General features: G+C 57.4%; 15 protein-coding genes. 4 read left to right on the top strand and 11 right to left on the bottom strand.

The window, feature by feature from the left end:
• The first annotated feature begins 128 nt into the window (after nucleotides 1-128).
• Nucleotides 129-2564: a TonB-dependent siderophore receptor gene (locus ACU6HM_RS08030; RefSeq protein WP_446763639.1), complete on the top strand. Its 2436-nt coding sequence runs from the start codon at nucleotides 129-131 to the stop codon at nucleotides 2562-2564.
• A 123-nt stretch (nucleotides 2565-2687) separates the two neighbouring features.
• On the opposite strand, the gene ACU6HM_RS08025 is transcribed toward ACU6HM_RS08030, so the two are convergent.
• The 6 genes from ACU6HM_RS08025 to ACU6HM_RS08000 are packed head-to-tail and all read right to left on the bottom strand — an operon-like array spanning nucleotide 2688 to nucleotide 8401.
• Entirely contained in the window at nucleotides 2688-3497 is an 810-nt protein-coding gene (locus ACU6HM_RS08025; protein WP_009463186.1) for a phosphodiesterase, read from the bottom strand.
• A 9-nt stretch (nucleotides 3498-3506) separates the two neighbouring features.
• Nucleotides 3507-4349, bottom strand: coding sequence for a carbohydrate ABC transporter permease (locus ACU6HM_RS08020; protein ID WP_009463184.1), 843 nt, complete (start codon nucleotides 4347-4349; stop codon nucleotides 3507-3509).
• Nucleotides 4349-5239: a carbohydrate ABC transporter permease gene (locus tag ACU6HM_RS08015; RefSeq protein ID WP_009463182.1), complete on the bottom strand. Its 891-nt coding sequence runs from the start codon at nucleotides 5237-5239 to the stop codon at nucleotides 4349-4351. The genes ACU6HM_RS08020 and ACU6HM_RS08015 overlap by 1 nt, the downstream gene beginning before the upstream one ends.
• A gap of 12 nt (nucleotides 5240-5251) precedes the next feature.
• On the bottom strand, nucleotides 5252-6514 hold the full coding sequence (locus ACU6HM_RS08010) for an ABC transporter substrate-binding protein (protein WP_254499867.1): 1263 nt from the start codon (nucleotides 6512-6514) through the stop codon (nucleotides 5252-5254).
• Nucleotides 6515-6533: 19 nt separating this feature from the next.
• Complete coding sequence (locus ACU6HM_RS08005) at nucleotides 6534-7634, bottom strand: ABC transporter ATP-binding protein (protein ID WP_369326234.1); 1101 nt, start codon at nucleotides 7632-7634, stop codon at nucleotides 6534-6536.
• Nucleotides 7631-8401, bottom strand: a complete 771-nt coding sequence (locus ACU6HM_RS08000) for a DeoR/GlpR family DNA-binding transcription regulator (RefSeq protein WP_009463176.1) — start codon at nucleotides 8399-8401, stop codon at nucleotides 7631-7633. Before ACU6HM_RS08000 ends, ACU6HM_RS08005 begins: the two co-directional genes overlap by 4 nt.
• Before the next feature lie 275 nt (nucleotides 8402-8676).
• Here ACU6HM_RS08000 and ACU6HM_RS07995 point away from each other — a divergent pair, with 275 nt between their 5' ends.
• The 3 genes from ACU6HM_RS07995 to ACU6HM_RS07985 are packed head-to-tail and all read left to right on the top strand — an operon-like array spanning nucleotide 8677 to nucleotide 11610.
• Entirely contained in the window at nucleotides 8677-9636 is a 960-nt protein-coding gene (locus tag ACU6HM_RS07995; protein ID WP_009463174.1) for a Bug family tripartite tricarboxylate transporter substrate binding protein, read from the top strand.
• A 19-nt stretch (nucleotides 9637-9655) separates the two neighbouring features.
• The gene (locus ACU6HM_RS07990) at nucleotides 9656-10129 is read left to right on the top strand and encodes a tripartite tricarboxylate transporter TctB family protein (RefSeq protein ID WP_446763638.1); all 474 of its coding nucleotides are present in this window, start codon (nucleotides 9656-9658) and stop codon (nucleotides 10127-10129) included.
• Entirely contained in the window at nucleotides 10129-11610 is a 1482-nt protein-coding gene (locus tag ACU6HM_RS07985) for a tripartite tricarboxylate transporter permease (protein ID WP_250756674.1), read from the top strand. The genes ACU6HM_RS07990 and ACU6HM_RS07985 overlap by 1 nt, the downstream gene beginning before the upstream one ends.
• Nucleotides 11611-11678: 68 nt before the next feature.
• On the opposite strand, the gene ACU6HM_RS07980 is transcribed toward ACU6HM_RS07985, so the two are convergent.
• The 5 genes from ACU6HM_RS07980 to kynU all read right to left on the bottom strand — a co-directional run bounded on the left by ACU6HM_RS07980 (nucleotide 11679) and on the right by kynU (nucleotide 17031).
• Nucleotides 11679-12230, bottom strand: coding sequence for a peroxiredoxin (locus tag ACU6HM_RS07980; RefSeq protein WP_009463168.1), 552 nt, complete (start codon nucleotides 12228-12230; stop codon nucleotides 11679-11681).
• Nucleotides 12231-12317: 87 nt separating this feature from the next.
• Entirely contained in the window at nucleotides 12318-12827 is a 510-nt protein-coding gene (locus ACU6HM_RS07975; RefSeq protein WP_152978317.1) for a TetR/AcrR family transcriptional regulator, read from the bottom strand.
• Nucleotides 12828-13065: 238 nt separating this feature from the next.
• Nucleotides 13066-14010 carry a hypothetical protein gene (locus tag ACU6HM_RS07970; RefSeq protein ID WP_446763637.1) on the bottom strand — a complete coding sequence of 315 codons (945 nt, stop codon included), beginning with the start codon at nucleotides 14008-14010 and terminating at the stop codon, nucleotides 13066-13068.
• Between the two features lie 359 nt (nucleotides 14011-14369).
• Nucleotides 14370-15743, bottom strand: coding sequence for an amino acid permease (locus tag ACU6HM_RS07965; protein ID WP_250756672.1), 1374 nt, complete (start codon nucleotides 15741-15743; stop codon nucleotides 14370-14372).
• Between the two features lie 37 nt (nucleotides 15744-15780).
• Complete coding sequence (gene kynU, locus ACU6HM_RS07960; protein ID WP_009463162.1) at nucleotides 15781-17031, bottom strand: kynureninase; 1251 nt, start codon at nucleotides 17029-17031, stop codon at nucleotides 15781-15783.
• Nucleotides 17032-17157 lie beyond the last annotated feature (126 nt).

Genomic DNA, 17157 nt, shown 5'->3' with positions numbered 1-17157 from the left:
AATCGATTCAGGCTGAGGGGTTTAGTAAGACTGACTCGTATTTAGATTCAGCGTTCCTCAACATCGCGTTTGACGAACATCTCTGAATCCGGGCGTCGCCCTGCTCGCCCCTACCCTGAATCTGCACCGTGAACCGAACCGCTTTCCTACCCCGCCTGCGCCCCGTCCTGCTCGCTTTGATGATGGCCAGTGCCAGCACCCCTGCCCTGGCCCAAGACAATCCTGTCCCTATTCACATTCCCGCCCGGCCCTTGTCCGAAGCGCTGCTGAAACTGGCCGAACAGACCCAGCTGCAGGTGCTTTTCTCGCCTTCGCTAGTGCAAGGTCTGAGCACGACACCGATTCAGGGCCGCATGCGCCCGGAAGACGCGCTGCGCAGCCTGCTGCAAGGCTCTGGCCTGGAATACCGGCGCGAGAACAACACCATCACCCTGTCGCGCCCCAATACGGACGCCACCATGCTGGACCCGGTGCGCGTCGTGGGCCGTCGCTTGCCCGTGACGGAAGGCAGCCAGACCTATGCCAGCCATGGCGCTACTACCACGGCCACCAGGCTGAACATGACGCTGCGTGAAACGCCGCAAACCGTCAGCGTCATGACGCGCCAGCGCATTGAAGACCAGTCGCTGGACAATATCGGCAGCGTGCTGCAACAAGCGCCCGGTATTTCCATCCAGCACATAGGCAGCGACCGCTACACCATCTACTCGCGTGGCTATGCTATCGACAACTATCAGCTGGACGGCCTGTCCACGCTGTCCGATATCGTCAGCCAGAACATTCCTCAGGGGCTGGCAGATATGGCGATTTATGACCGGGTGGAAGTGCTGCGTGGTGCCTCTGGTCTATTGACCGGCGCAGGCGACCCAGCTGGCGTCGTCAATATGGTCCGTAAACGTCCGACAGCCGATTTTCAGGGCCATGCCGAAGTGAGCTACGGGTCATGGGATCAGATGCGCGCTCAAGTAGACCTTGGTGGCCCGATTAACGAGAACGGCAGCCTGCGCGGCCGTCTGGTTGGAGCCCATCAGGAAGGCAACAGCTATATGGACTACTTCACAACTAAAAAAGATGTGGTCTACGGCATACTTGAGGCCGACATTACGGACACCACGCTTGTCACCTTGGGGATGGATTATCAAAAAAATGATCCGCGCGGCTCCTCTGGCTCCGGCTTTCCTTTGTTCTACGACACCGGCGAACAGACCGATTTTGATATTTCCACCAATGCAGGGGCTCGTTGGAACACCAATACACTGGAGTCTCACAACACTTTTGTGAAACTGGACCAGCAACTGGGGGCAGACTGGTCACTGGCCATATCCCTGAATTACCTGAAGGCCCGTCGAAGCGGGAAAAGCGCGGATGCTTCCTGGGGCTATCCCAACCGTGAAACGGGCGACGGCGTGCAGCTTTACGGAGGTGTTTCAGATGCCACACAGTATCAAACCAGTTTTGATATTCACGCAAAAGGCCCTTTTCAACTATTTGGACAGGACCACGAACTGATCGTCGGCTTTAATTCGTCGCGCTACAAGAATCGCCATGACACCATGGACGACGATATCGAAGGCACCTCCATCAATCTCCACGACTGGAACAACAACCCGGCCTTACCCCATACAACTGGAGAAAAGCTGTTTGACTATGATCTGACCGTCAAACAGTACGGTGGGTATTCGGCGCTACGCCTTAAACCCAGCGACAAGCTGGCTGTCATTTTGGGGGGCCGCCTCAGCAATTACCGCTACAGTCTTTCCCAAAGCTATCCTGACCCTGGTATGCAGCGCTTTAACAGCCTGAAAACCATGCACGAAGACAATGTCTTCACCCCATATGCCGGCATTGTGTACGACCTGAATGAAGAGCATTCGATCTATGCCAGCTACACCAGCATCTTCAAGCCACAAAGCTATCGCGACCGTAGCGGCAACTTTCTGGACCCGCGCAAAGGCGATAACTACGAAATCGGCCTGAAAAGCGAAATGCAGGACGGCCGCGTGAACAGCAGCATTGCGCTGTACGAAATCCGCCAGGACAATCTGGCCGTGGCCGACAGTGGCTTTATCGTGCCGGGTACCGAGCGCGAAGCGGCCTACACGGCGGTCAAAGGCGCCAAGACCCAGGGCCTGGATATGGAAGTGACGGGCGAGCTGCTCGATGGCTGGAACATGGCCTTTAGCTACACCTACAGCCAGACCAAAGACGCCCAGGGCGAGCGCATCAAAACCCTGGTGCCACGCCATATGGCCAAGCTGTGGACCGCCTACCGCCTGCCCGGCAGCTGGAATCGCCTGACGATTGGGGGTGGTGTGAACTGGCAAAGCCAGATCCATTTCACCGCCACACCGTGGGATTTGGGCAAGACTGTCACCGGCGAACAAAGCAGCTACGCCGTCGTCAACCTGATGGGCCGCTACGACTTCAGCAAGCAATTGACGGCCACCTTGAACGTCAACAATCTGTTCAACCGCAAGTACCTGAGTGCGCTGGATCAGACCTTCTACACCGGCTATTACGGCGCACCGCGTAATGCCATGCTGAACCTGCGTTATTCCTTCTAATCACGTGAAAGCGGCTACCAGACAAACAGCCCCCGTAACCTGGAAAGCCATCCAGGCCTCGGGGGCCACTGCGGGTTTGCTGATCACTTCAGCCTTGTGCCAGCGTTGCTGAACCCTGAAGGCTTACACGCACTTCAGGGCACTCAAATCCCCCGTATACGGAAAGCGCAATTCCTCGTAGCCAAAGGGCTGAAAATGCACCGTCAAACCATCTGCGTTGGGCAAGATAAGCGCGTAACTGGCAGGCTCGAAAGTCGATGTTGCGGCCCCCTCGCGCTCCAGATCCAGTTCGTGCTGATGGTTGGTGCCATTGACCGTCACAAAATGCAGGCCGTTCCACACACCGCTGGCGCAGCGATGCACGTGACCGGAGAACAAATGCACGGGCGCGGGATGAGCCTTGAGCAAAGGCAATAAATCCGACGCATTACTCATACGCAGCCAATCCATGGACGGATACTGCAAGGCAGGTAAAGGATGGTGCGAAAACAGCATTACCGGCCCGCTATGCGCGGCCAGCTCCTGCTGCAACCATTGCAGACGCCGCGTACACAAAAAGCCGTTGGTATAGCCGTCCTCCAAGGTATCCAGGTAGATCAGGCGCCAATCGCCCAAGGTCTCGGCATGCTGTACAAAGCCGGGTAAATCGGTCGTGGCCTGCGGAAATACACTGTGAAAAGCGCTGCGGCTGTCGTGGTTGCCCATCATCAAACGTACAGGCGGAATCAAATCCTGCAAGCCTTCACACAGCCGCTCGTATGCGCGTGGATGACCGGCGTGGGTCAGGTCGCCCGTCAACACGCACAAGTCTGCATCGGCATGATGACGATTGACGTGCTGTACACAGCTACGCAAACGATCCAGAGGGTCCGAGCCAAACAACAGGCCATCGGGCGGGGTAATGTGCAGGTCCGAAAACTGGATGATCTTCATCAGAATTCCTTAACGAATGCCGGCGCGTAAAAAGGCCTGCATGAACTGCTTTTGAAACAGCAAAAAGCCCAACAAAAGCGGCAAGATAGTCATTAATGTGGCGGCACTGATCAGGGAGATACTGACCCCGCTTTCCGGTGCGCCAAACAGGGATAAACCTACGGTCAAAGGACGGGTATGGTCAGAGCTGCTGATCACCAAGGGCCATAGAAAATTGTTCCAGTGCGTAGACACCGACACCAGGGCATAAGCCAGGTACACAGGCTTGACCAACGGCACGTACACTCGCCAGAGCACACCCAGGCGGCTGCATCCTTCCAGTCGCGCCGCATCCTCCAGTTCACGCGGCACTTGCTTGAAAGCCTGGCGCAACAAGAACACGCCAAAGGCACTGGCCATATAGGGCACACCCATGCCCCAGACCGTGTCCGTCCAGCCCAGCAAGGCCACCATGCGGTAGTTCTCCACAATCAGCACTTCGGGCAGGATGAACAACTGCAAAAGCAGCAGCATGAACAGAAACTGGCTGCCAAAGAAACGAAAGCGGGCAAAGGCATAAGCGGCCAGGGTGCACAGCACAAACTGTCCGAGCAGAATGGTCAGCACCAGCACGGTGGTGTTGAAGATGTAGCGCAACCAGGGCGCACGGTCCCAGGCGGCTGCAAAATTACTAAAGGTCCAGCCTGCGCTCCAGTCAAAACTCAAGGCGGCGGACGGGTCGCGAAATGCAGCCCAGCAGGCGTATAGCAAAGGGGCAATCCACAGCAGGGCCAGCGCATGTGCCCCCACCGTATCCAGGGATGGCAAACGCAAGCTGCGGCCCGGAGCAGTCAAAACAGTGTCCATGTTCATCACTGGTAGTGCACGCGTCGTTCAGCGTAGCGAAATTGAAAGATGGCGACAGCACCCAGCCCCAACAGGAGCACAACCGTCAGCACGGCGGCACTAGGCGTATCCATATAGGCAAAAGCGGTTTCCCAGATCCAGTACAGCATCAGCTTGGAGGCATTATTGGGGCCGCCCTTGGTCAAGATAAACAGGTGATCAACCAGCTTGACCGAGTTGATCAGCGCGTTGATCAAAATGAACAGGGTCGTGGGTGCCAGCAAGGGTAAAAGCACACGGCGGCCATACTGCCAACGGGTCGCGCCTTCCAGACGAGCGGCATCGCGCAGCTCGGGCGGGATGGTTTGCAAAGCAGCCAGATAAAAGATCATGAAAAAACCGGCCTCTTTCCAGATCGTCACCACCATGACCGCGCCCAGGGCGGTTTGCGGCTGGCCCAGCCAGTTGGTGGCCCCGGCGCCAAACAGCTTGGCAATCTGATCCAGTAAACCCAGATCCGGTGTGTAGAAAAACAGCCATAGATTGGCGGCGGCAATCATGGGCAGCATGGTGGGCGTGAAGTAGGCACAACGCACCCAGGCCCGCATGCTCATGGCCCGGTTGGCCCACAAGGCCATCAGCAAGGCCAGAGCCATGGACACCGGAATCACAATGGCGGCATACCAAAGATTGTTCTTCAGAACCAGCCAGAACGTCGGGTCAGCCAGCATGGCATCGTAGTTGTCCATGCCCACAAACTGGGCCGGGCGACGAGCCGTGCCTTTGCTCAACAGGCTGGACCAGAACGTGTGCAGCGCCGGGATAAAGGCAAACACGCTTAGCAGCACAAACAGCGGCGTCAACAAGAGGTAAGCAAATACCCACTCTTTACGCAGCACACGCAATGGTTCAGCCATTCCTGCACCTGCTTAGTTGAAAGGACGCAGCAGACGGTCTGCGGCAGCCTGGGCTTCGTCCAGAGCGGCCTTGGGCGTCTTGGCATTGGTCAGCACGGCTTGCACGGCGTTGGACAGCAGCTCGCGTACACGTGCTGTCTCGTAAGTGGCAAACTCGGGCGAGGCCACGGCCAGCTGATCGCGGGCGACCACAGCTTGCGGGAACGTTTTGGCGTACTCGACCAGAGCAGGCGTTTCATAGGCAGCAGGGCTGACACCGACATAACCCGTAGCCATGGACCAGTTGGCCGCACGTTCGGGAGCCGTCATCCAGCGCACGAAATCCAGGGCCGCTTTCTTCTGTTCCTCGTTCGCGCCCTTGAACAGGTAGAAGTTGCCACCGCCGGTAGGCGACGCGGCTTTTTCCTTGGCGGGCAGCATGGCAACACCAAAGTCGAACTTGGCTTCATTCTTGACGGCCGTCAGGTTGCCCGTGGTGTGCCACATCATGGCGGTCTTGCCTTGGACAAAAGCCTGGCGCAGCGTGCCCCATTCAATGGTGCCAGTGGGGCTGACTTTGTGCTTGTAGGCCAGGTCGTGGAAGAACTGTAGCGCCTCCACCGACTTGGGGTCATTGAAGTAGACCTGTGTGCCTTCTTCATTCATCAACTGACGGCCATTTTGCAAGGCCATGGCCTGGAACATCCAGTAGGGGTAGCCCGTCGACGGAATCATCAAGCCGTGATGCTGGTCATTAGTCAGTTTCTGGGCGGTTTGCACCAGCTCGTCCCAGGTCTTGGGAGCTTGATCCGGATTCAGGCCCGCTTCACGGAACATGTCCTTGTTGTAGAACATGACAATGGTGGAGCGCTGGAACGGAATGCCCCAGACCTTGCCTTCCAAGGTGCCGTTAGCCATCAAGGCAGGATAAAAGCTTTTCAGCCAATCCTGGCTGGGGGTGTCCTGAGCCACATCGCTAAAGGCTTCGACCAGACCTTGTTCCACCAGATCATGCGTATCCAGTGCACCCAGTACAGAAAGCTGCACCGGCTCGCCCGCACGCAGGGCCGACAAGGCACGTACTCGGGTTTCATCGTAGTTACCGGAGTAGACGGCTTTAACGGTGACCTCCGGGTTTTGGGCCTGGTAGTCCTTGATCATTCCATCGACCACATCGGTCAGCGGACCTCCTACGGCAATGGGGTAATACATGGTCAATTCCACCGCGCTATGGGCATTGGCGCCCAGGCCCATCAACAGGGCGCTGGAGGTGGCAAGCAAACAATTCTTCAACATGGGTAGACTCGCAGTACGTTTAGGGAAGAACAGCAGGAGGAACAGCGAAAGGAGCAGCAGTCAGAGCATCCGCAGACGGCAGGCGAGCCCCGCTGTCCTGGTTAAAGTAAAAAGCGTGAACAGGGTCCCAGCTCAAGCCACAGCGAGCACCCGCCTCGACGCTGCGGCTGTGCGGCGCGCGCACGATCAGGGTGTGGCCATCGTCAAGCTGCACATACACATAGGCATCGGCCCCCTGAAACTCCTGGTGCACCACGGTGGCAGCCACATACTGCTCGCCCGCTTCGTGCAAGTTCAGGTTCTCCGGGCGCACGCCCACCAGCACACGATGCGGCTGGTCGTACTGACGGCGCGAGGGCCACAACTCCAAGGGCACTTGGTCACTGTGAATCATCATCATGGGTGGGCTGCCGATAAAGCCGGCGGTAAAGACGCTATTGGGCTGCCCGTACAGGTCCTGGGCACTGCCCTGCTGCTCGATGTGTCCAGCGTTAAGCAGCACCACGTGATCGGCCATGCCCATGGCTTCGGTCTGATCGTGGGTGACGTACACCACGGTCAAACCCAAGCGTTGCTGTAGAGCACGGATTTCATGGCGCACGGTGTGACGCAGCTTGGCATCCAGGTTCGACAGCGGCTCGTCCATCAGGCAGATACGATGGCCCGACACAATGCTGCGCGCCAGGGCTACACGCTGCCGCTGCCCGCCCGACAACTGGCCGGGCTTGCGCTCTTCCAGACCTTCCAGATTGGTCAGCGCCAAGGCTTCACGCAAACGCTCTTTTTGCTGCTGACGATCGGCACGGCGTACTTGCAGGCCGAACAAGATGTTGTCGGCCACATTCAGATGCGGGAACAGGGCGTAGGATTGGAACACCATGCTCAAGCCACGCTTGGCGGGCTCCAGATAGGTGGCGTCCTGCCCATTGATCAAAAGCCGACCCTGATCGGGGGTTTCCAGCCCGGCAATAATGCGCAGCAAGGTGGACTTACCGCAGCCCGAAGGCCCCAGCAAGGCCGTAAATTTACCTTCCTGAATGGACAGGTCCATTTGCTTGAGCACGGCCTGTTCACCCCAGGCTTTGCCTATACCTTGCAACTCGATAGCGGCGCGATTCATGCCTGCACCTCGTCAGCGATCACGATCTGAACACGCGCAGGAATTTGCTCGCGGTAAGGTTCGGGAATAGGCTGGTCGCTGACCAGAATATCCACATCATCCAAAGAGCCACTGCGCACAGGAGCACGACGGCCAAATTTGGTGTGATCCAGCACCAGGATCCGCACCCGGCAATTGCCGCGCAGGGCTTTGTGGCAATCGGACTCGGCCATATCAAAGTCCAGCAAAGCACCGTCCGAGTCAAAGCCCCCTACCCCGGACACGCCAAAGTCCGCCTTGAAGCTGTTGAACAGGCGTTCGGCGCCGGGGCCCAGAATTTCGGGGTTGGGCTGACGCAGTTCACCACCCGTCAGTACCACGCGGTGGCTCATATTGTGGGACAGGGCCAGAGCGGCACTGATGTTGTTGGTGACCACGGTCAGATCGCGATGGTCGGCCAGCGCCAGGGCCACTTGCTCGGGGGTGGTGCCAAAACCCAGCAGCAGGCTGGCACCGGGGGGAATCAAAGTGGCAACGGCTCGCCCGATACGGGCCTTGGCTTGCAAATGGGTAATGCGGCGCGTTTGGAAAGGCACATTACGCTCGACCACATTCAGCTCGGCACCACCATGGCGGCGGCGCACCAGATCGGCTTCATACAAGTGGTTCAGGTCGCGCCGGATAGTCTGCGGCGTCACCCCGAAATGCGCGGCCAAGCCATCCACTGACACCGCCCCTTGGGCGGCCAGCAGATCCACAATAATGCTTTGCCTGACAGATAGGTTCATAACACGGCGTATGGGTTTCGTTTGAATACCCGGCAGTGTAGGAACGCGAAGTTACGTGTCGGTGACGCTCAGATGAAAGTTTTATGACGCCCAAATGTTCATATGAACATACTCTGCCTACCATCAGCCATCAAACGCATGCGCCACTCGAGCAGGCCGACTCCATCGTCCATCCTGCACATAAGGTAGCTCTGCATTACGCATAGGGTAATATCAACGCCGAACAACTAAAAAAAACCAGGCGTCTACAGGCGCACTTATTCAGGAGACATGACATGAAACTTCATCGCTTTCTGCGTCCCTTGCTGGCCGCTACCTTGCTGGGGGCTACAGTCACTGCGCAAGCCCAGCTCAGCATGATGCTGCCTGCCAACCCAGGCGGAGGCTGGGACTCCACAGGCCGCCAATCCATGCAGGCCATGAATGAGGCGGGCATCTACACCGGCACGGTCAGCTTTAGCAATAAAGGCGGTGCCGGCGGCACCATCGGTCTGGCCGACTTCCAGCGCTCGCAAAAGGGCAAACCCGATGCACTGGCTGTATTCGGTGCGATCACAGTCGGCTCGATTGCCATGAACAAATCCCCCATCGATTTAAGCAAGTTTCGACCTGTTGCGCGTTTGACAGCGGAATACGTTGTGCTGGCGGTCAAAGCCGACTCCCCCTACAAAAACCTGGACGATTTTGTACAAGCGATGAAAGCCAACCCTGGGGCCATGCCCGTGGGCGGTGGCTCTGCCGGTGGAACGGATCACATTGCTCTGGCCTTGCTGGCACAGCAAGGCCAGGTGCCCGTCAAAGCCCTGAACTACATCCCGCAAGCCGGCGGGGCCGATACAGTGACAGGGATCGTCAACGGGACCCTGAAGGCCGGAATCTCGGGGGCGTCCGAGTTTCAGCAATTTGCCGACAGCGGCCGCATCCGTATTCTGGCCATCTCCTCGGACAAACGGATGAAAGGCCTGGAGCAAGTGCCTACCTTCACAGAAGCTGGCTACAAGGTGGAGATTGCCAACTGGCGGGGCATTCTGGGCTCGGTGGACATGCCTGAAGAAAACTATCAGCTGTGGATTGACCACTTCACCAAACTCAGCGAAGCACCACAATGGAAAGCAACGCAGGAGCGCTTGGGCTGGGAACCGTACTTTCTGGCCGGCGACAAATTCGGTGACTTCATCAAGGCAGAAACCGAGCGCACCACGACCATCCTGCAAGACGCAGGCTTGATCCAGTAAAGCAAGTCGGGGAACACACATGAGTGTAACTTCGCGTCAGCCCTGGTGGCTGGGGCTGGCGGTCATCCTGGCGGGTGCCGTCTGTCTCTACGCCTCCATGTCCCTGACTCTCGGCGCACAATATGCCGCGATCGGCCCAGGCCTGTTCGTTGCGCTGGTCGGCGTGGGACTGGTTGTTCTGGGCATTTTGTTCCTGCTGCAAATGCATCGTGGCACCGCCTTCGACAAGGAAGAGCTGGCCCAGGATCCATGCATGGACAAGGGGCCCTTCCTGACCGTCCTGCTGGCTGCCGTGCTGCCCAGCCTGATGATGGAGCCGTTGGGCCTGCCACTCACGGCCTCAGTGTGTTTCATGCTGGTGGCACGTGCCCTGGGTTCACGTCGCGTGCTGCTGGATCTGCTCTCCGGCTTGGTACTGGGCAGCGCCTGCTGGTTTCTGTTTGGCCGCCTGGGTTTGCAACTGGGCGGCTTTCTTCCTGTGGCGGGGCTGTAATGAATACGCTTTCTTTGCTCTTGCACGGCTTTGAGGTGGCTCTGCAGCCCATGAACCTGATGTGGGCCTTGATCGGTTCGGTGCTGGGTACGGCCATCGGCATTCTGCCCGGCATTGGCCCGGCACTGACCATTGCCCTGCTGCTGCCAGTCACGGTTTCCGTGGGGCCGGTTTCAGCCTTCATCATGTTCGCCGGTGTGCTGTACGGCGCCATGTACGGAGGTTCGACCACCGCCATTTTGATCAATACCCCCGGTGAAGCGGGCTCCATGATGACCGCGCTGGAAGGCAACAAGATGGCACGCCGTGGGCGAGGCGCGGCCGCCTTGGCCACGGCCGCCATTGGCTCTTTTATTGCTGGCACCATCGCCACGCTGGCGTTGACCTTCGCCGCCCCGGCCGTGGCCGAACTGGCCTTTATTTTCACACCGGCGGACTACTTTGCCCTGACCATCATGGCATTTACCTCGGTCGCTGTGGTGATGGGAGCTTCCCGCGTCCGTGGTTTTATTTCCTTGTTTCTGGGCCTGGCTTTGGGCGTGATCGGCATCGATGCCATGACCGGGCAGGCTCGCATGACTTTCGGGCTGCCCGACCTGCTCGATGGTGTTGAGCTGACGGTGGTGCTGGTCTCGGTCTTTGCGGTGGGAGAAATTCTGTACGTGGCCAGCCGCTTTCGTCACAACGACGAGCAGATCATCCCCATCAGTGGCAAAGCTTTCATGACACGCAATGAATGGGCACGCTCATGGAAGCCCTGGTTGCGTGGCACGGTCATTGGTTTCCCGATGGGAGCGATTCCTGGCGGAGGCTCTGAGCTGCCCACCATGCTGTCCTATTCCCTGGAAAAAAACCTGTCCAAAAACAAGGACGAGTTTGGACACGGTGCAATCGAAGGCGTTGCCGGTCCCGAAGCGGCCAATAATGCCGCCGCAGCCGGAATTCTGGTGCCCTTGCTAACGCTGGGCTTGCCCACATCCGCCACCGCCGCCATTTTGCTGGTTGCCTTTCAAAACTACGGTCTGCAGCCCGGCCCTTTTCTGTTTTCCAGCAACCCCGAACTGGTCTGGGGCCTGATTGCCTCGCTGTATGTCGGCAATGCCATGCTGCTAGTGCTGAACCTGCCGCTAGTCGGCCTGTGGGTGCGTCTGCTTTATATTCCCAAACCGCAGCTTTACGCCGGAATTCTGGTCTTTGCCATGATCGGCATCTGGGGCGTGTCCGGCTCCACCTTTGAACTGGCCATGATGGCCGGCCTGGGCGTGGTCAGCTACATCATGCGAGTCTACGGCTTTCCCATTGCCCCTTTGCTGATCGGTCTGATTCTGGTGCCCTTGGCAGAAAATCAGTTGCGAACGGCCCTGGCGGCCGGACAGGGAAATTTTCTGGTACTGCTGGAAAGTCCAGTTGCAGTGGGTTTTTATATTGCTGCCATTCTGTTTTTGAGCGTGCCATACATGCTCAAGCGCCTGCAAAAATAAGCCAAAAAAAAGCAAGCCCCGTATCCTGCGCGGCTTGCTTTCCCCCGACCAAGCCTCAAGCCAAGCGTTTATTTTGTCCCTTGCTGCGCCGCCAGATCGCGCACGGCCTGCAGGGTTTTGCTGACATGCTCATCGGGATCCATAGCCGTGTATTCGTACACAATCTTGCCTTCGGGCGAGATCACATAAGACATGCGGGCAGCCCGTTCGGTGTGCGTCCCCAGGCCCGCATCATAAGCCTTGATGACCTGGCCTGTGGTGTCCGCCCCCACCGCGAACTTGCTACCGCAAGGCCCCGTGGAGAAATCTTTCAGGGTATCGATATTGTCCGAGGACAGCCCGATAACCGTGGCGCCAAAATAAGCGTACTCATCAATCGCCTCGGCGAAAGTATGCGCTTCAATGGTGCAACCTTTGGTGAACGCAGCGGGATAAAAGTACAGCACCACCGGCCCATTTTTCAGAGCTTCTTTCAAGGAGAAATCAAAGGTTTTACCGGCCAGAGCGGCCTGCACGGTAAAGTCCGGCGCGGGTGTGCCCACGTCCAAAGCGGCCTGTGCGCCACCTGCCCCCGCCAGCAGGGACAAACCCAAAGAGAAAGCTGCTATTGCCTGCTTCATGCCATTACCTCCGTATGTGTGCGCTGCACCAGCAAGCAGCGTAATCCGCACAGGCACGAAAGCACAAGGCCTGGTTTTCCGGCCCGATCAGGGATGAACGATGCCGCTCCACAGCAGGACAAACACATTGTGGGGTGCGTCATGGCGGGCCAGACGGCCAGCTCGAATCAGCCTGGCGGCCTTGCCCAGCAAGGCAAACAAGGACTCGCATAACCAACTGGCCGCCAGATCGCGCCGCAAGTCCCCGCTTTCCTGCCACTGTTGGAACTGCTCAATCAACGCCTGTCGTACCGCTTCAGTGCGAGCCGTGGAATACTCCTCTACCTGCAACTGGCGCTCAACGTACATGTACAGATCCACAATAGGCAGCAGTTCCTGGATTAGTCGTTGAATGACTTCTTGTGGACTTCCCTCGCACAAGCGGGCGCGCTCAATAGCCTGCTCCGCACTATTTACCCCTTCCTGGAAGATCTCCATCATCATGGCTTCACGAGACGGGAAGTAGCGGCACAGGGTTGCGCGACTCAAGCCCACCAGACCGGCCAATTGCCCCATGGACGCCCGCGGCTGGTCGGCCAAAGCGCTTACAAGGCGCAATAGCAATTCCTCGCGAGGCCGAGGCTTTGCTGCAGTCATAATTCTTCCCCTAGGTAATACAGGACTGGATCGGGCACGGGCTATTGCCAGATCGCTGCGAATCGGTCTTCTTGTTTGGCACCACTGGAGAGCAGGAAAACGAACAGGCACGCTACCTGGGTGGAGCGTGCGCTAGTGTAACGTCATTCATTGAGAAACCGTATTTCACCCATGGAATAATGACTATGCGGGTGATTTTTTAAACGCTCAGACCGGCACGCGGAGTCGGCCAGAAAGCATCTGTCAGCAAGGTATCCGGATCCAGATCCAAAGGGCCGGGCCGGGTCTCCGGCACGCAGCGGCGCAAGGCTTGCTGCATCCGGTGCAAGGCCAGTTCGCCCGTGGCCCCGGCAGTGACCCGATCCCACCAGAAGCGATGCACATGGCGTACCTGCACGGGTACGCTAGGCAGGCCCAGCCTCTGGGCCATGGCCAATCGGTGCAGACCACGATTAATTTTCAGAATACGGCCATCACGGGAGATCACCACTCCCAAGGCATCTTTGCCGCGCCTGGGATCAAAGCCATCACGAGCCATCTCATCCAGAAAACCCAGGTAAATACGCAGGTACTCAATAATCTTCTCCGGCGTATCCAGAAATACACCTTGCTGATACGACTCCCAAGGATTGCCCTGTTCAATACGCTTCATCAGCTTTTTGAAACGCGCCGTTTGTTCCAGCTGATGCCGGTTTTCATCCAGATCGCTGATCAGGGAGTAACGCGTTCCGACGCGCAAATCTTCACGTCGCTGGTCCCAGCTTCCCTCCCAGATAAAGGCCAGGGAGGACGGCCGTTTTTCCTCTTTGCGAGGCGCCTGAATGGCCATGCGGATCAGCTCGCGCGGGTTCACATGCAGGGTTAAGGCCTGCTCCCCCAAGGTTTCATGGACGATGTGACGCGGCAGGCCAAACGCCTCGATCCGACGGCTGCCAGCTTTGCTGTGCATCCAGCGCTGCAGCATGATGCGGCCCAAGGGGAAACCCAAGTACTGCTGGGTCTTGTCCCGGCTATGGGCCACCCAATGGGCCAGCAGCACGCGCTGCCGAATCTCGGGCGCCGCCAAGCTGCTAAAAGCGGCATCCGCGCCGGGGCCCAGCAAGGCTTCGCGATTCGATTGACGCAACTCACGCGGATGAGTCATGCGCTTTCCATGACGGTTCACAGTTTTCCTCCCAAGCACTCGCAGCCTTGGCCGCCCCCAACAAAGCACAGCGACCCAGAACGACTGACAGTGGCCTTATTGAGCAATCACAATACCAAATGATACATAATAGTCTCAAATAATACATATTTTTATTGAGCCGATTCTCCACAAACCGCAAGGCTGACAAGGATCAAACCGGCCCCACACCACATCCTTACCTGTTCAGACACACACGCCTCAACATCACTACGCTCCCGCTGTTATCCGACGGGACGAGCTTCTTGAAACGCACGCTGCAAAAAAAAGCCCCTGCCAAGGCAGGGGCTTGTTCAAACAGGGCCAGAAAGTCAGATCACTCAGGCAGCCTTACGAGCGCCTCGTACAAAGTAAATAACAACCAAGGCGAGCAGGAACGGCACACCAAACAGCAAGGTGTAGTGAAAGATATTGATGAACCAGGTGGTCACCAAAATCGCCACAATGCCAATCAAGCCCAGCAAGGTGCCGATGGGATAGGCCGGCATACGGAAACGTAGCTGCACACCGTCCCGGGCCACGCGGCGGCGGAAGAACAAATGAGTCAGGAAGATCATGCCCCATGTGAACAAGGCGCCAAACATGGACAGGGCGATCATCACCGGAAAGGCGGTTTCCGGATTGTTGGCATACACCACTGCGGCCACGGCCACACCGCTGGCCGATAAAGCAAGGGCATTCAAGGGCACGCCATTGCGCGCCACCTTGCCCAGCGCAGCGGGCGCATCACCGGCACGCGACAGGCTGAACATCATGCGGGTCGAGATATAGAGCATGCTGTTCATGGCCGACAAGGCCGCAATAATCACAATGAAGTTCAGGATACTGTCTGCATAGGGAATGCCGACGGACTGCATCACCGTAATGAAAGGACTGGTTGTGCCTTCCGCTACCAGCACCTGCCAAGGCACCAGCATCACGATAAGCGACAAGGACAGCAGGTAGAAAATGATCAAGCGCCAGATGGTGGCCTTGAAGGCCTGGCGCACGGCTTGCTCGGGGTTTTCTGCCTCGCCCGCCGCCACGGCAATCATCTCGATACTCAGATAGCTGAAGATGGAAATGATCACCCCTACCCACACCCCATACCAGCCATTGGGCATGAAGCCACCCTGGCCAAACAGATTTTCCTGTACCTGTGCGGGCTTGTAATAGCCCGTCAACATGCCAATGGCCAGCACGATGAACGCAATAATGGCAAACACCTTGATCAGGGCAAACCAGTACTCCACCGAGCCAAAAGCCTTGACGCTGTAGGCATTGACGGCAATCAGCACGGCCGAGAAAAAGGCGATCCAGATCCAGGGTGAGACGTCCGGGAACCAGAACTTCATATAGTCCGCCACCGCCGTCACCTCGGTGCCCACGGCCAGAACAATGCAGGCCCAATAGCTGTAGCGCACCAGGAACCCGGCCAGCGGATGAATATAGAACTCCGCATAGGCTCCAAAAGAGCCCGATGTGGGGTGTTCCACCGTCATCTCGGCCAGGCAGCCCATCAGGACCAGAGCAATGAAGCCGCCAATCACATAACTCAGTACAACGCCGGGACCAGCAAAGCCAATGGCAAATTTGCTGCCCAGGAACAAGCCGGTACCGATGGCGCCCCCGATCGCAATCATGCTCATTTGGCGGGCACTCAGTTTTTTATGCAGCCCGGCTTCGCGCGATTGAATTTGCTCAAATCGGCTCATGTCTCCTCCTTTATGCTTATTTTTTATATCAGCCTGATCAGGTCACCTTGGAGCGTGTTTTATAGGCGGGCTTGTCCCATTCCTTATCGGTCAGTACCGCCTTGATATGCTGCACAGCCTGCCAAATATCCACAAAAGACAGATACAAGGGCGTAACACCAAAGCGCATCACTTCAGGCTCGCGGTAGTCCCCAATCACACCACGGGCGATCAGGGCCTGCACCACGGCATAGCCTTGCTCATGGGCAAAACTGACATGGCTGCCACGGTAGTGGTGATCGCGTGGAGTCACCAGACGCAGGCCAAATTCCGCACATTCCTGTTCCACCAACGCGATGAACAAGTCCGTCAGCGCCAGGGATTTACGGCGCACCGCCTGCAGGTCGGTTTGCAGGAACACGTCCACACCGCAAGCCACCAGGCTCAAGGAAACAATGGGCTGAGTACCGCACAAGAAACGCTCGATACCGTTGGCGGCTTCATATGACGGGCTCATGGCAAAGGGGTGCTTGTGGCCCCACCAGCCGGACAAGGGCTGGCTGATCTGGCCCATCAGCTTGGGGTTCACCCACAGCAGGGCCGGAGCACCCGGACCGGCGTTCAGGTACTTGTAGGTGCAGCCAATGGCAAAGTCGGACTCGCTGTCTTTCAGCTCGATAGGCAAAGCACCCACGGAGTGGCACAAATCCCAGATCAACAGGCCATTGTGTTCATGCACCAGGCGGTTGGTCGCCTGCATATCGTGCAAGTAACCCGTGCGGTAATTCACATGGGACAGCACCACCACAGCGGTTTCATCATTGACGGCTGTTTGCAGGTCTGCCGGGTCATCAATCAATTCAAGCCTATAGTCTTTGCCAAAGAAGGCGTTAAACCCTTCAATGATGTAAAGATCCGTAGGGAAGGAATCACGCTCGGCCAGGATCACTTTCTTTTCCGGATGGCGCTCTTTTTGCAAATTGACGGCGGCAGCCAGCACCTTGAACAGATTGACCGAGGTGCTGTCGCTGACGATGGTTTCACCTTGACCGGCACCGATCAGGGGCGACATCTGGTCGCCCAGACGCACGGGCAAGGTCCACCAGCCTGCCTTGTTCCAGCTATTGATCAGGTCGGTACGCCATTCCTGAGCAATAACTTCCTGGGCGCGCTCCATGGCGTGTCGGGGCATGGCGCCCAGCGAATTCCCGTCCAGATAAATCGTGTTGGGTGGCAGGTCGAACTTGGCTTTGAAGGCAGCCAGTTCATCGGCCTGATCCCACTGCTCGCATTGCTGCAAGGTAATCATATTCATGCTCCTCGATTCTGCTTTTTAAGCTATTTAGTCTAGCACCGAGCCTCTGGTAAATTATTCCAAAGCGATGAAGATTATGATTAATACTGGAAGAAAATTCGGTTTTTAAAAACCTTTTTC

This window comes from Alcaligenes sp. RM2 (assembly GCF_052931795.1).
This window is presented reverse-complemented; position numbering and strand designations above follow the sequence as displayed.

What these genes read in the sequence shown, in the direction of transcription:
- ACU6HM_RS08025 (WP_009463186.1), bottom strand. Translation starts at nt 3,497, where the DNA reads ATGAAGATCATCCAGTTTTCGGACCTGCACATTACCCCGCCCGATGGC.
- ACU6HM_RS08020 (WP_009463184.1), bottom strand. Translation starts at nt 4,349, where the DNA reads ATGAACATGGACACTGTTTTGACTGCTCCGGGCCGCAGCTTGCGTTTG.
- ACU6HM_RS08015 (WP_009463182.1), bottom strand. Translation starts at nt 5,239, where the DNA reads ATGGCTGAACCATTGCGTGTGCTGCGTAAAGAGTGGGTATTTGCTTAC.
- ACU6HM_RS08010 (WP_254499867.1), bottom strand. Translation starts at nt 6,514, where the DNA reads ATGTTGAAGAATTGTTTGCTTGCCACCTCCAGCGCCCTGTTGATGGGC.
- ACU6HM_RS08005 (WP_369326234.1), bottom strand. Translation starts at nt 7,634, where the DNA reads ATGAATCGCGCCGCTATCGAGTTGCAAGGTATAGGCAAAGCCTGGGGT.
- ACU6HM_RS08000 (WP_009463176.1), bottom strand. Translation starts at nt 8,401, where the DNA reads ATGAACCTATCTGTCAGGCAAAGCATTATTGTGGATCTGCTGGCCGCC.
- ACU6HM_RS07995 (WP_009463174.1), top strand. Translation starts at nt 8,677, where the DNA reads ATGAAACTTCATCGCTTTCTGCGTCCCTTGCTGGCCGCTACCTTGCTG.
- ACU6HM_RS07990 (WP_446763638.1), top strand. Translation starts at nt 9,656, where the DNA reads ATGAGTGTAACTTCGCGTCAGCCCTGGTGGCTGGGGCTGGCGGTCATC.
- ACU6HM_RS07985 (WP_250756674.1), top strand. Translation starts at nt 10,129, where the DNA reads ATGAATACGCTTTCTTTGCTCTTGCACGGCTTTGAGGTGGCTCTGCAG.
- ACU6HM_RS07980 (WP_009463168.1), bottom strand. Translation starts at nt 12,230, where the DNA reads ATGAAGCAGGCAATAGCAGCTTTCTCTTTGGGTTTGTCCCTGCTGGCG.
- ACU6HM_RS07970 (WP_446763637.1), bottom strand. Translation starts at nt 14,010, where the DNA reads ATGACTCATCCGCGTGAGTTGCGTCAATCGAATCGCGAAGCCTTGCTG.
- ACU6HM_RS07965 (WP_250756672.1), bottom strand. Translation starts at nt 15,743, where the DNA reads ATGAGCCGATTTGAGCAAATTCAATCGCGCGAAGCCGGGCTGCATAAA.
- kynU (WP_009463162.1), bottom strand. Translation starts at nt 17,031, where the DNA reads ATGATTACCTTGCAGCAATGCGAGCAGTGGGATCAGGCCGATGAACTG.